Below are 12,947 nucleotides of genomic sequence, written 5' to 3' on the forward strand. Positions count from 1 at the left end.
CTCTTGGCGGATTCTCAGGAACGCGTTCGCGTCGCCGAGCGCCGGCTCACGGAAATCGACAACGAACTCGTCTCGTTACGCGGCAAGCTTGTGGACGAAACGGTGGTGGCCCGCGCCTTGGCCGACTTCGACAAGCTGTGGGAGACCCTAGCGCCGCGGGAGCAGTCCCGTGTGCTGGAACTGCTCGTCGACCGGGTTGACTACGATGGCGAGCACGGCCGTATCTCGCTGACGTTCCACGCTACCGGCATCAAGACGCTGACCCATGAACTCGCCCGCCACCAGGAGGACGCAGCATGAACTGCCAGCTAACCGTCACCCGTGACTTTCACGTGAGTCGTCGGCGTTGTGGCCAGAAGCAACTACGCGACGGCGCCTCAGAAGAGACGCCAGGAGGCAGGATCCCGCGTATCGCCCGGCTGATGGCGCTGGCGATCCGTTGCGAGAAGTTGATTCGTGACGGCGTCGTGGCGGACCAGTCCGAATTGGCCCGCTTCGGCCACATCACCACCGCCCGGATGACGCAGATCTTGTCGCTCTTGAACCTGGCTCCCGACCTTCAGGAACAGATTCTGTATTTGCCACGAGTGGGGCGCGGCCGCGATGCCGTGAAGGAGACCGACGTTCGCCCGATCGCCACCACGCTCGACTGGTGCAAACAACGACGCATATGGGCGGCGCTTCAGCAGAGTCTTCATAAGGACGAAACCAGTTCGCGGTAGGTTGTCTCCGCAATGCGAACGCAACGAGGTTGCTAACAAGCAAGGGGTTTCTAAACCGAGAGCGCGAGAGTTCGCGGTCGAAATCTCGGCGGGACGGAACCAACCCTCCCCTGCGACGCTCCCCGCGCGAAAGTCGAGAGCGCTTAACCAACACCGTCGTCGTCGCAAACTCTTTCGCAGACTACGGATAACTCGCGACCTACGTTAGCCCCGTCTCGCGTCGCGAGAGCTAACTTCCGTGTCGCTCTGAGTTCGCAAGAATAAATGAGTACGCCCGATCCAACGCTCTTCGTAAAAACTCTCTGTCGATTGTCGGATCGTAAGATGTTAAACGATAAAGGCTTGGCGATTTCGAATCTGTTTCGGTCGACAAATCGGAGGCGAGTGTTTTCGCACTTATCCCGGGCACGGGTTAGCACTAACGGAGAGAGTCTGCGGGGCCGCGTACCTGAGATCAGAACTGAGTGCGGGACCGCCCTCTACGACTTGAAATTGTTACGTCCTCGCCGGGCTGCTGAAATTGGACGACGGACCGAAGCGGGTATTTGAGGAACCGATTGTCCCTGCCATGCTTCCGGAACAGCAAAATCCGTAACTCATGCCCTGAGACAACGTCCTGCATGTGGTAGCAGAATGCGCACAAGCCAGGGATCATTTGGACGATTCCGATTCCTTAATGGCGAGCCGGATCGCCTCAGCCGCTCCCACCGGCCTGATCGGGAATGTGTGTAAGGCCTGCGAGTTTCGCACCACCGTCGGATTCTTCAGCCCTTCGATCAAGTGGCGCCCCACTTCGTAGGTGGCTGGTGTGACGAGCGCCAGCCATAGCCCAGATAAATAGGGCGTCAGCACCGGTACGAAGATCAGCCACCGCCGCAGCCCTCGCTGTCGAGCATATTCTCGAATCAGGTCACTATAGGTGACGACATCCGGGCTGCCGATTTCGAAGATGCGACTCTCGCCTGGAGGCAAGTCTTTCGCGGCGAGCAGGTATGCCAGCACGTCTTGGATAGCGATGGGCTGCGTCGGCGTGGTGAGCCAGCGTGGGCAGATCATTACCGGGAGGCGATCCGTCAACGACTTCATCAATTGAAATGACAAGCTTCGCGCCCCCACGACCATTCCGGCCCGGAATTCGATCGTTTCAACCCCGGAGTTGCGGAGGATTTCGCCCACCTCATGCCGACTTCGCAGGTGGGGCGACAGCTTGGGGTCGCCGTCGTCCCCCAATCCGCCAAGGTAGATGATTCGCCGGACAGCGGCTCTCTGGGCGGCAGCCGCAAAGTTGGTCGCCGCCTGTCGATCTTCTTCTTCGAAGTCGGACGATCCCGACATCAGATGCACGAGGTAGTAGGCGGTTTGGACACCCTGCAACGCCGCGTCGAGCGAGGGAGGGGACAGCACGTCCCCTCGGACGATCTCCGTGGAACCCTTGACCGAAGGGCGCAGTTTGTCGGGATTTTCGGGCCAGACAGCGCAACACAAGCGGCTGCGCTTCGAGGAGCGGCAACAATCGACCGCCGACGTACCCAGACGCTCCCGTCAACAGAACCGTTTGTGGAGTCAAGACTTCGGAGTTCTCTTGCGCCTTGGTCGGCATCGTCCTAGGTTACACTCCCTGTTGGGCGACGGTGTTCAGCGTGCCTATGATCTCTTATTCCAGTTTATCGGTTCGGGAGCCGAGGCACATACTCGGTGACATTGCGAATTCGAAATGCGAACCTTGTCGTTGCAAAAACCAACGCCGGACATCCTGTACCAATTCTTGGCGGAACAGGCGGCGCTGGACTTCAGCTATTCGGCAGTCGGAGCAACCGCTGGCACGCCTCCAGCGGGTTACGTCGTGGACCGTACACGCATCGCATTGGGGTACGGTGAGTCGGTCTTCGAGTCCGCCAAGGTGGCACTGCAACGCTGGCAGCAGTTTCGACTCGGCTGGGTCGAGGCATGGTCGCCGGACACACCCCTCGAAGCCGGTCAGGTGGTGGCGATCATGGGGCGCGCGGTGGGATGCTGGTGGCTCAATGCTTGCCGCATCGTGTACACGGTCGAGGAGTCCGGAGAAACAGCCACGTTTGGCTTTGCCTACGGAACACTGCCGGGCCATGTGGAGAGCGGCGAAGAGCGCTTTCTGATCGTGTGGGATCGGGACACCGATCAGGTCTCCTACGACATTCTGGCGTTCTCCAGGCCGAACCACATTCTGACTCGGCTCAGCTATCCGCTCGTTCGTTGGAAACAAAAGCGCTTCGGGCGAGATTCCGCCGCCTCGATGTTCAAGTCGGTGAATCCCTATTCCACCATGTCGGTCGTGATTCAGAGTACGAATTGACCGCGACTAGAAAGCAATGCGTTCGGTCTGCCACTACAAGAGAAAGTTTAACGATGAGAGAACACGTTCTCCGCGGCTCGCTGGTCGCGTTGATTGCGCTGGTGTGTCAATCTTCGCTCGTCGCACAGGAGGAGTTGCCCGCCTGGAATCAGTGGCGAGGCCCGCAGCGGGACGCCGTGATCCCAGGAACGGGCTGGCCAACCACCCTTAGTGAGGAGGTGTTGAAGAGGACTTGGCGCGTCGAACTTCCTCCGAGCTATTCTGGTCCCATCCTCTCGGACTCGGCAGTATTCGCGACCGGGACCAAGGACCAAGAGACCGAGGTCGTGTACGCGCTTGATCGCAGAACTGGCATCAAGTTGTGGAGCGCTCAGTGGCCCGGCGCCATCACCGTGCCGTTCTTTGCTGCTTCCAATGGCAGTTGGATGCGGTCCACACCTGTGTTTGACGGGACGAGCCTGTACGTCGCCGGGATGCGAGACGTACTGGTATCACTGAATGCACAGACGGGCGAGGAGCAATGGCGGGTGGATTTCGTCGAGCAACTCAAGTCACCGTTGCCTGCCTTCGGGTTCTGCAGTTCACCCTTGCTTGATGGTGATTGGCTCTACGTTCAAGCCGGCGCTTCCTTCATCAAGCTCGACAAACACACCGGCAAGATCGTCTGGCGCACCCTCCAAGACGACGGCGGAATGATGGGCAGCGCCTTTTCTTCACCAATCGTGGCGACTCTCGCTGGCAAACGCCAGATTCTCGTGCAGACTCGCGAAAAACTGGCCGGGGTTGATCCCGAGAACGGAGAGGTCCTGTGGGAGCAGGTCGTGCCGAGCTTCCGCGGCATGAACATCCTGACTCCGGTGCCCTTCGGAGACGGAGTCTTCACCAGCTCTTACCAGAATAAGTCATGGCTCTACCGAGTATCTGAGGCCGATGGAAAGTTCACCTGTGCTGAAGGTTGGAACAACAGCGCGCAAGGTTACATGTCCACCCCAGTGGTCATCGAGGATCACGCCTACCTGCACCTGCAAAATCAGCGATTCACCTGCATCGACCTTCGCACCGGTGAACGCAAATGGACTTCCACGCCCCATGGCAAGTATTGCAGCTTAGTTGCACAGAACGATCTGATTCTCGCATTGGACGAGCGGGGAGTGCTCTTGCTTCTGCGGGCGAATCCGCGGGAATTCGACCTGCTCGACGAGAGGAAGGTGAGCGACGATGATGCGTGGGCGCACATTGCTGTCAGTGGAGAAGACCTAATCGTGCGAGAACTCAACGCTGTCAGCGTCTTTCGCTGGAAAGCCGGTGGTGATTGATCACGATGGCCTGGCTCCGCGTCATTCCGAAGAACTCCGGATGCGGAATCGCAATGCGTGGGGCACATCGCGATTTTGTCCTGCTGGTGGCGGATTTCAGCAAGCTATGATCGCATGCGGAGCTGCCAAGGCTCTGCGCGACCTGGCAGTCTGGAGCCGCGAAGGGCTGGATGTCTCGTGCGTTTCCCCGTGGAGAGAATTTACCTCATGTATTTGCAACAAAGCTGGTTCCTGGCGGCGATTGGGATCGCTTGCTTGTCGTGCGATCGGTTATCGGCCCAAGCGACTCCCAATGCGCCTCTGCCATCGTCGGAGGAAAATGCGCTCGGCGTCGAAGGGTTTGCTCAATCCGGCGACGTCCGCATTCATTACGTAACCGCCGGTGAAGGCCCGCTGGTAGTGATGATCCACGGCTTTCCGGACTATTGGTACACGTGGCGCGAGCAGATGCCAGCGCTGGCCGAGAAGTTTCAGGTCGTCGCCATCGACCAGCGTGGTTACAACAAGAGCGATCAGCCCGTGGGCGTGGAGAATTACTCGCTCGACAAGCTGGTGGGCGATGTGCGCGCGGTGATCAAGCACTTCCAGCGGGACAAGGCCGTCATCGTCGGGCACGATTGGGGGGGAATGGTGGCATGGTCCTTCGCTATGACGCACCCGGAGATGACGGACCGCCTGGTAATTCTGAACTTGCCGCATCCCAATGGTTTACTTCGGGAGTTGGCAAACAGCCCACAACAACAAAAAAACAGCGCTTACGCCCGTCAATTTCAAACGCCCGAAGCGGCCTCGCAATTGACGGCCGAAGGACAGGCCGCTTGGGTCCGGGACGAAGCGGCCCGCAAGCAGTACGTCGAAGCGTTTCGTCGTTCGTCGTTTGAGGGGATGTTGAACTATTACAAGGCGAACTATCCGCGTGAACCATACGTTGCTCCGACGACCGCTGGCCCCAAGGTGAAATGTCCGGTTCTCATGTTTTACGGTCTTCAAGACCAAGCGCTGCTGCCCGACGCGCTCAACGGCACCTGGCGGTGGGTGGAGCGCGACCTGACGATCGTTACCGTGCCGGAGGCGAATCACTGGGTGCAACAGGACGCGTCCGACCTCGTCACGCGAACGATGGTGGACTGGCTGAATCGGTAATTCTCACCGCGAATCGCCGACAATCAGTCTTTCGACGGCGTTGCCCACATGTCCACAAGCAATTGGTAGATCTCCGGCTCAGCCTCCTGCAATTCGGCTCGATTGAATGGAAAGAAGTCGTTACTTCCGAAGTAGGCTTCGGTCATCTCCGCGAAGAATTCTTTCTCGTCGGTCAGGGCGTAATGCCTTACCCGCGTGCCATCGTAAAGGAGCGACGAGTCGCCGCGGCCGCCCGGCGAAGACGGAGTTCCCAAGCGGATCGATTCCTTCGCCATGGCGATCCAGATGGGGTGTACCGTTTACGACCTGGAGGAGGCCGAGCTTTGCTACGCGCCGCCCTTCGGCAGCGTGAAGGATCCGGTCAACTTCGCCGGCATGCTGCACGCTGTCGATAAGAAAACCCGAACTTCAGTCCCGCAACAAAGATCACGAGCGCGACGGCCCCCAGGAAGAAGATCGTGTCGCCTGGAACGCGCATCCAGCGGAGCGTCTGCATCGTCGGCGTCTGCATGAATTCACTGCTGCGGGCGAACCAATAGCCATGCTCCACGGAAGCCCAGGTTTGCATCAATCCCACGGGCAGCAAGCTAATGACGCACATCGCCAGCAAACCCAGATTGAGCGACCAGAATGCGAAGCTGAGCAAGCCGTCTTTCCATTCGCGGCCGGGAAGCAGCGCTCGCAGGCAAACAAGCATCAATCCGATGCCAAGCATGCCGTAGACGCCGAACAGCGCGGCATGGCCATGCACGGGCGTCGTGTTGAGTCCCTGCATGTAGTACAAGGCGATCGGCGGATTGATCATGAAACCGAAGAGGCCGGCCCCGATCATGTTCCAGAAGGCCACGGCCACGAAGAAGTAGATGGGCCATTTGTAACCTTTGACCCACGGTCGAATGCCCGACCGCCGCAGATCGTCCATCGCGTCAAAGCCGACCAACGTCAGCGGGACGACTTCCAGAGCGCTGAAGACGGAACCCCAGGCCAGAGCCACGGTCGGCGTTCCCGAGAAATAAAGGTGGTGGCAGGTACCAATGATGCCGCCTGATAGAAAAATGGTCGCCGACAGGAGCGCCGACGCTGCGGCCACACCCGGTCGGACCAGGCCCAAACGCATGAAGAAGAAGGCAATGACCGTCGTGGCGAAGACTTCAAAGAAGCCTTCAACCCAAAGATGCACGACCCACCAGCGCCAGTATTCGACCATGGTCAGGTGGGTATGCTGTCCCCACGTCAGCCCCGCGCCATAGAACAGCGCGATGGCCGCCGAAGCGACGAGCAACAACGTAACCAGCTGCTTTTCATTTCCTTGGGTCTTCATGGCGGGCCAGAGCACGCGCACCATCAACGTCAGCCACAGCAGCAGGCCAATCATCAGGGCGATCTGCCAGAATCTTCCCAGATCAACGTATTCGTATCCCTGATGGCCGAAATAAAACGACACGGCGTCTGTCAGTTGGTTGTGTACGCTCAGGAGCTCGCCGGTCAAAGAACCAACGACCACGACCAACAGGGCCCCAAACAACACATTCACGCCCAGCCGTTGGCCGGCTGGTTCGACGTTGCTGACCAGCGGACCAATGAAGAGACCCGCGCCAAGCCACGCGGTAGCGATCCAGAACAAGCCAATTTGCACGTGCCAGGTGCGCGCCACGCTGTAGGGCAGCCACTTGGAGAGCGGGATGCCGTAGAAGCCGTCCCCCTCGACGCCATAGTGGGCAACCACCACGCCGAGCAGCATCTGAGTGAGGATGAGCGCCGCGACCACCCAGAAATACTTGATCGTCGCCTTTTGCGACGGCGTCGCCCGCCAGGCGCTGAGAGGATCGGACTCGGGCATGGCCTGCTCAGGCTCCGATTCGCGGCGGGCAGCGTACCACCAGACCATTCCAGAAATGCCCGCGAGCAACATGATGATACTCACGCCGGTCCAGACCACGGCTTCGCCGGTGGGGCGATTGCCGACGAGCGGTTCGTGCGGCCAGTTCTGCGTGTAGGTGACGTTGTCATTCGGCCTGTCGGTGACTGCGGCCCAGGCCGTCCAAAAGAAAAAAGCGGAGAGTCGTTTCAATCGACTTGGATCGCTCACGGCGCCTGGCGGAATTGCGTAGTCTTTGTTGCCTTGCGAAAACACTTCCGAGTAGTGCGCGAGATTCTCTTGAAACGCCTCCGCGCGCAGGGCGTCGATCACGATCGTCCCTTGCTCGGAGTCGTAGGTGTTCTTACGGAGCATCCCTGCGAGCCGGCCCTGCAACTGCGACTGCTGTTCGACGTTCAGTTCGGCGTAATCGCGGCCGAACTCGGACTGCCCCCAACGGTTGAGAATGAAGACGGCCTCACGATGCAGCCAATCGGCCGTCCAATCCGGTGCGACGTAACTGCCATGTCCCCAGATGGAACCAACCTCCATCCCGCCGAGGGATTGCCACACATTCTGACCGGCGGCGATCTCGCCGGCATCCACGACGACGACGCCGTCGGCGGTCACGACGCGATCCGGAATCGGCGGCATCTCTTGATAAATGCGCGTGCCAATCCAACTCAACACGGAGAAAGAAACAATCATCACCGCCGCAAACAGGTACCACAGCCGCTTCACGAGAAGTCCCTTCAGGTTAAATGCTTTGAAAAACGTATTGACGCGGCACGTCTTGAATTCGTTCCACCGGAACCGTGGGCCGGCGAATACTTGCATGGCGAACGCGTGCCGTGAATATCGCCAAACTTTTACTTGGTGAAGACATGCCCATGACGCTTCGCTCTGCGCGCAACGATAGGATGTCGTTCAAGCATGCCGACCATGCTTCTTTCGACATCCCGTCCCACCGCCAGGAGCGATCGCCATGACCACCGTCTGGAGTGCTCTGAATGTGAACAACTCGCCGATGCCACGTCGACGACAGAATCGCAACTGCACGATTCTGCTCTCCAGCGTGTTCGGTCCCTTCGCTCAAGACGACGACTTTGGCAGCCGCACACTCAATCCGATGGAGCTTTACCACAACCAGGTGACCCGCACGCAGGGCGCGTTCTCGCTGCGAATGTTTCATCGCAGTTGGGGACTCATGATGATTCAGTCCAACATCACTGCGCCCTGCGCCGTGCTCGACTTTCCTTCCCTCGAACGCTTTGCCGAGGAAGTGTCGACCGGTAGGTACGACGTGATCGGCATTACGAGCATTGTCTCGAACTGGATGAAGGTGCGCAAGATGTGCGAAGTAGTGCGTGCCAAGGCGCCTCGCGCCACGATCGTCGTGGGCGGCCATGTGGCGAATATCCCGGACCTCGCGGAACGCATCGACGCCGATCACATCGTGCGGGGCGAAGGAGTGCGTTGGTTTCGCGAGTTTCTCGGCGAGAACGTCGAACGACCGCTGTGGCATCCGCTGATCAAGTCCGGCCTCGGCGCCCGCTGCATGGGCCTCGCGGTACGTGACCGTCCCGGCGACGTGGCGGCGACGGTGATTCCCTCGGTGGGCTGCCCACTGGGCTGCAACTTCTGCTCGACGTCGGCCATGTTCGGCGGCAAAGGACGATTCGTGGACTTTTATTCTTCCGGGGACGAGTTGTTCGAGATCATGCGGCAGCTGGCCCAAGCGATGCAAGTTCGATCGTTCTTCATCATGGACGAGAACTTTCTGCTGCACCGCAAGCGTGCGATGCGATTGTTGGAGCTGATGGAAGAGCACGACAAGTCCTGGTCGCTTTACGTCTTCAGCTCGGCGAACGTGCTGTCGTCGTACCGCCGCGAGGACCTGGTGCGGCTGGGCGTCTCCTGGGTGTGGATGGGACTGGAAGGGGAGGCCAGCCAATACGCCAAGTTGCGCGGAATCGATACACGCGCCTTGGTGAAGGATTTGCAGTCGCACGGCATCCGCGTGCTCGGTTCGTCGATTATCGGTCTGGAGGAGCATACGCTCGAAAACATCGACCAGGCGATCGACTTCGCCGTTGCGCACGACACGGACTTTCATCAGTTCATGCTCTACACGCCCATCCCCGGCACGCCCCTGCACTCGACGCTTAAAGCGCAAGGCCGTATCAAGTCGGATCAAGAAATTCATCCGGGAGACGTGCATGGCCAAGCGTTGTTCAACTATCGACACCCGCATCTTCCCGACGGCTCTGAAGCCGATCTGGTGTTGCGGGCATTCACGCGCGACTTCGAGGTCAACGGTCCGAGCGTGGCTCGAATCGCTCGGACCACGCTGCAAGGATGGAATCGCTATTGTGATCATGTGGATTCGAGGGTGCGCGATCGGTATCTCTGGGAGGGTCGGGAGCTGGCAACCACCTACGCGGCCGCGGCGGGGGCCTCGCGGGCGCACTTGCGGGAAAACAAAACCGTGGAGCATCGTTTGGACGCATTGCTGAGCGACTTGCACGCGGCGTTTGGCTGGAAGTCAAGGCTGGCGTCATCGATCGGCGGCCGATTCGTGTTGCGCGCCTTGCGGCGCGAAGAATCGCGCCTTGCGCGGGGGTGGACGATGGAACCTCCTACGTATTTCGAAGTGAACGACGCGCTGGCGAATCAAATGGCCTCGCTTGGCGAGCGGTGCGTGACCGTCTCGCAGTGCGTTGGCGCCACCCCCTGAGCTAAGCCACGATCGGCACGACGCGAGAACCGGGCACCAACAACCCGCCGCGCACGACCGACGCCATGTAGCCGCAGCGGCCGACGATCACGTCTTTGAGACGCGGATCGATCGAATCCAACACGTAGCAAGGTTTGCGAGGTTCTTCCAGTCGCAACAGAATCTGCCCTAGTTGCAAAAGCGTTCCTGGCGAAAGACGCTGCACGTTGAGCCCCAAGACTGTGAGGTTCTCGCCGATCGCGCCCGGAGCGACAGTGAATCCTTCACATTGCAGTTGTTCGATAACCTCCATGTCCAATAGGCTGACCGCGCGGTCCGGTCGAATGTGCTTCGTGTGATTGCGGCCGTCGCCGACGAAACCATTGACCGTCAACCAGGCGTCCGGCTGGGGCAACTTCGGAATGCCGCCGGGCGAGACGCAGATCGCCAGGAGTAAGCCCCTTTCTCTGTCGCAATGGCTTGACACGTTCGTGACGATGGTCGCTTCCGACGGCGGCGATGGCGCGTCGAGATCAAAAGCCGCTGGGGATGCCGCATAGTTCATTCCGCACTCTTCTTTCGGTTCAACGCGAAGACTTAACCTTGAGCCAACGCACAGCCCTCGCAGGAGCTGGCTTGCTCGTGCGGCTCCGGCTCCACCGAGCGCGCCTCGAGCGGCATCTTCGGCGCGACAATGCCCAGACGCTGGCGCTCGATCGGCAGCAGCGCCGCGAGTACGGCGCCGACCGCCGCGTAGAACCCGCCGCCTGACTTGCGGCGCACCGCCACCGTGAACGACGGCGCCCACCAACTGAGATGATCGCGCAGGAAATGGCGACGAGCCTCCTGGACGATGGCCGGCAGTTCGCCGTCTTGCGAACCGGCCTGGCACGACCGCGCCAGACGCTTCTTCATCAACAGAAACGCAGCGAATTCCAGCTCCAGGGCGATGTGATCGACGCGTTCATGCCTGGCCGGCGAGACGTTCAGTCCAAACGCGCGGTAAAAGCCAGCGATATCCGCCATTTGCTGCGAACGGAAGAAGACCTCTTCGTTCGGATGGTACTCCGTTTCGTAGGGCGAACATTCGCGCGTGCCTGCCAGACCGAACACGCGCCCATGCTCGATCACCGCGAGATCTTCTTCGACGGGTAGTTCGCTGAGCAAAGGCCGAAGATCCAAGTCTTCGAGCGGCAGTTCCCCAAAGCCGAGCGGGATATCGCATTGATCGAATTCCTGACTCAGCAGATATTGCGAGGCCCGCGCCGTCTCCTGGCTCGCTTTCTCGCCCAGCACGTGCCACTCCGCGGACGTCGGGTTGCTAAGCGCCGCGGCCAGAAAACGATACAGCGTTTCGCAAGCCAGGTCGCGCGCGAACTCGACGCTCGCTTCCTCGGCGATCACATGCGTTTGCACCGGCGATTCGCAGCCAGGCGATGGTTCAAATGGAGTTGGCATGTTTTTCCTTCGGGCGTTCGAAGACCGGCTCGTCGATGGTGACGCGAACCACTTCCTTGCCGAACTTGTTGAAACCGATCACCGTGTCGTTGAACAGTTCCTGGACGCGTTCCTCGCCGGAAGGGAGCCGCACCGGAATCTCCGCAACCTTGGGGCCTTTTTCGATCTTGAACTTGAACAGAATCTGCCGCTGAGCGCGGAACAATTGCAGCACCGCCAGCAACTCGCGGTCCGGGCAGGAGTATTGTTCGATCGCTTGGTCGACGCCCGGACCGAACATCTGATACAAGTAGCCGCGCGGCACCCAGCGCGGCGGAATGTAGTACCCGTTGGGCTCCGTCCCGAATTGCGGGTAAAGCGGCAGGGCGACTTGGCGCTCGCGAATCAGGAAGTTGAGCGGATTCTCCGGGTTGTCGGTCCAGCGGCCGTCCTCGCCGACTTCCACGAGTCCCTGCAAACGAATCTTGCCAACGCAGACCGACATGCAGCGCGTTTCGATCGGCGCTCCGTCTGGGCAAAGCTCGGGATCGCTCCCTTCGATGCGCGGATAACAGCCGACGCATTTCTCGCTGGTGTGCGTGTTGCCGCGATACATCACCTTCTTGTAAGGGCAACCCTCGACGCACTTGCGGTAGCCGCGGCAACGCGTCTGGTCAATCAACACGATGCCGTCTTCCGGACGTTTGTAAATGGCCTGGCGCGGACATGCTCCCAGGCAACCAGGGTACGTGCAGTGGTTGCAGATCCGCGCCAGGTAAAAGAACCACACTCGATGTTCCGGCAATTGCGTCGAGCCATTGAACTTGCCGGACTCCCACTTGCCTCCCGTGGCCGAGTCCTCATACATGTTTGGCGTGCGCCATTCCGCTTCGGAAGGCAAGTATCCCATCACCGCCTGCGGCCCCTCGGGGCCGACGCGCTTGGCCGCGGCTTCAAAAATGGTTTGCCCTTGGAATTCGCCGTAGGGCTTCGCGTCGGCGTCCTTTTCGCTGGCGTTCCAGGTTTGACCGCCGGGGTTCACCGATTCCAGCATTCCCAGGAGCTTAGAATCCCAGTTGCGCGGATAGCCCCCGTACGGCTTCGTCTCGACGTTGTTCCACCACATGTATTCCTGGCCGCGCGAAAACGTCCAAGTGCTCTTACAGGCCATCGTGCAGGTCTGGCAAGCGATGCAGCGGTTCGTGTTGAACACGAACGCGAACTGCCACTTCGGATGCCGCTCCTCGTACGGGTAGCTCATCTCGCGGCCGAGTTGCCAGTTGTAGACCTGCGGCATGATGATGTCCTTTCCTCAACCGAACGAGCAAAGCGAAGGATGCGGAACTTGAAAGAATGAATGGCTTAGCGCTCTTGAAATGCCATGTTCATCCTGTTTCGTTCCGCACCCCTCTACGCACTCCGT

Annotated in this window: 12 protein-coding genes; 6 read left to right on the plus strand and 6 right to left on the minus strand. The window is 59.7% G+C overall.

Going from position 1 to position 12,947, the window contains the following annotated elements:
• A partial coding sequence (locus SGJ19_28950) for a recombinase family protein (GenBank protein ID MDZ4784294.1) occupies positions 1–300 on the plus strand: 300 nt, incomplete at its 5' end.
• Positions 297–722: a hypothetical protein gene (locus SGJ19_28955; protein MDZ4784295.1), complete on the plus strand. Its 426-nt coding sequence runs from the start codon at positions 297–299 to the stop codon at positions 720–722. The genes SGJ19_28950 and SGJ19_28955, both read left to right, overlap by 4 nt.
• A gap of 651 nt (positions 723–1,373) precedes the next feature.
• Here the strand turns inward: SGJ19_28955 and SGJ19_28960 are convergent.
• Positions 1,374–2,207, minus strand: coding sequence for an NAD(P)H-binding protein (locus tag SGJ19_28960; GenBank protein MDZ4784296.1), 834 nt, complete (start codon positions 2,205–2,207; stop codon positions 1,374–1,376).
• 229 nt (positions 2,208–2,436) lie between these two features.
• On the opposite strand from SGJ19_28960, the gene SGJ19_28965 reads away from it, so the two are divergent.
• The 3 genes from SGJ19_28965 (at position 2,437) to SGJ19_28975 (ending at position 5,513) form a co-directional block, all read left to right on the plus strand.
• A complete protein-coding gene (locus tag SGJ19_28965) occupies positions 2,437–3,054 on the plus strand; it encodes a DUF1990 domain-containing protein (GenBank protein MDZ4784297.1) in 618 nt (205 codons plus the stop codon).
• An 89-nt stretch (positions 3,055–3,143) separates the two neighbouring features.
• On the plus strand, positions 3,144–4,370 hold the full coding sequence (locus SGJ19_28970; protein MDZ4784298.1) for a PQQ-binding-like beta-propeller repeat protein: 1,227 nt from the start codon (positions 3,144–3,146) through the stop codon (positions 4,368–4,370).
• Positions 4,371–4,577: 207 nt separating this feature from the next.
• On the plus strand, positions 4,578–5,513 hold the full coding sequence (locus SGJ19_28975) for an alpha/beta hydrolase (GenBank protein MDZ4784299.1): 936 nt from the start codon (positions 4,578–4,580) through the stop codon (positions 5,511–5,513).
• A 23-nt stretch (positions 5,514–5,536) separates the two neighbouring features.
• On the opposite strand, the gene SGJ19_28980 is transcribed toward SGJ19_28975, so the two are convergent.
• Together SGJ19_28980 and SGJ19_28985 are read right to left on the minus strand one after the other, a co-directional pair.
• Entirely contained in the window at positions 5,537–5,788 is a 252-nt protein-coding gene (locus SGJ19_28980) for a zinc-dependent peptidase (GenBank protein MDZ4784300.1), read from the minus strand.
• Between the two features lie 86 nt (positions 5,789–5,874).
• Positions 5,875–8,079 carry a nitric-oxide reductase large subunit gene (locus SGJ19_28985; protein MDZ4784301.1) on the minus strand — a complete coding sequence of 735 codons (2,205 nt, stop codon included), beginning with the start codon at positions 8,077–8,079 and terminating at the stop codon, positions 5,875–5,877.
• 277 nt (positions 8,080–8,356) lie between these two features.
• On the opposite strand from SGJ19_28985, the gene SGJ19_28990 reads away from it, so the two are divergent.
• Positions 8,357–10,108: a cobalamin-dependent protein gene (locus SGJ19_28990; protein ID MDZ4784302.1), complete on the plus strand. Its 1,752-nt coding sequence runs from the start codon at positions 8,357–8,359 to the stop codon at positions 10,106–10,108.
• Between the two features lies 1 nt (position 10,109).
• Here the strand turns inward: SGJ19_28990 and SGJ19_28995 are convergent, their stop codons facing one another.
• From SGJ19_28995 to SGJ19_29005, 3 genes are read right to left on the minus strand one after another with little or no spacing between them, the layout of a single operon-like run.
• Positions 10,110–10,652, minus strand: coding sequence for an MOSC domain-containing protein (locus SGJ19_28995; GenBank protein ID MDZ4784303.1), 543 nt, complete (start codon positions 10,650–10,652; stop codon positions 10,110–10,112).
• 32 nt (positions 10,653–10,684) lie between these two features.
• The gene (locus tag SGJ19_29000; GenBank protein ID MDZ4784304.1) at positions 10,685–11,545 is read right to left on the minus strand and encodes a molecular chaperone TorD family protein; all 861 of its coding nucleotides are present in this window, start codon (positions 11,543–11,545) and stop codon (positions 10,685–10,687) included.
• On the minus strand, positions 11,529–12,821 hold the full coding sequence (locus tag SGJ19_29005; GenBank protein ID MDZ4784305.1) for a 4Fe-4S dicluster domain-containing protein: 1,293 nt from the start codon (positions 12,819–12,821) through the stop codon (positions 11,529–11,531). Before SGJ19_29005 ends, SGJ19_29000 begins: the two co-directional genes overlap by 17 nt.
• Between the last annotated feature and the right edge of the window lie 126 nt (positions 12,822–12,947).

This window comes from Planctomycetia bacterium (assembly GCA_034440135.1).
Taxonomy (GTDB): Bacteria; Planctomycetota; Planctomycetia; order Pirellulales; family JALHLM01; genus JALHLM01.

Coding starts and splice junctions, on each gene's coding strand:
- SGJ19_28965 (MDZ4784297.1), top strand. CDS start 2,437: ATGCGAACCTTGTCGTTGCAAAAACCAACGCCGGACATCCTGTACCAA.
- SGJ19_28995 (MDZ4784303.1), bottom strand. CDS start 10,652: ATGAACTATGCGGCATCCCCAGCGGCTTTTGATCTCGACGCGCCATCG.
- SGJ19_29000 (MDZ4784304.1), bottom strand. CDS start 11,545: ATGCCAACTCCATTTGAACCATCGCCTGGCTGCGAATCGCCGGTGCAA.
- SGJ19_28975 (MDZ4784299.1), top strand. CDS start 4,578: ATGTATTTGCAACAAAGCTGGTTCCTGGCGGCGATTGGGATCGCTTGC.
- SGJ19_28955 (MDZ4784295.1), top strand. CDS start 297: ATGAACTGCCAGCTAACCGTCACCCGTGACTTTCACGTGAGTCGTCGG.
- SGJ19_29005 (MDZ4784305.1), bottom strand. CDS start 12,821: ATGCCGCAGGTCTACAACTGGCAACTCGGCCGCGAGATGAGCTACCCG.
- SGJ19_28990 (MDZ4784302.1), top strand. CDS start 8,357: ATGACCACCGTCTGGAGTGCTCTGAATGTGAACAACTCGCCGATGCCA.
- SGJ19_28985 (MDZ4784301.1), bottom strand. CDS start 8,079: ATGATTGTTTCTTTCTCCGTGTTGAGTTGGATTGGCACGCGCATTTAT.
- SGJ19_28980 (MDZ4784300.1), bottom strand. CDS start 5,788: ATGGCGAAGGAATCGATCCGCTTGGGAACTCCGTCTTCGCCGGGCGGC.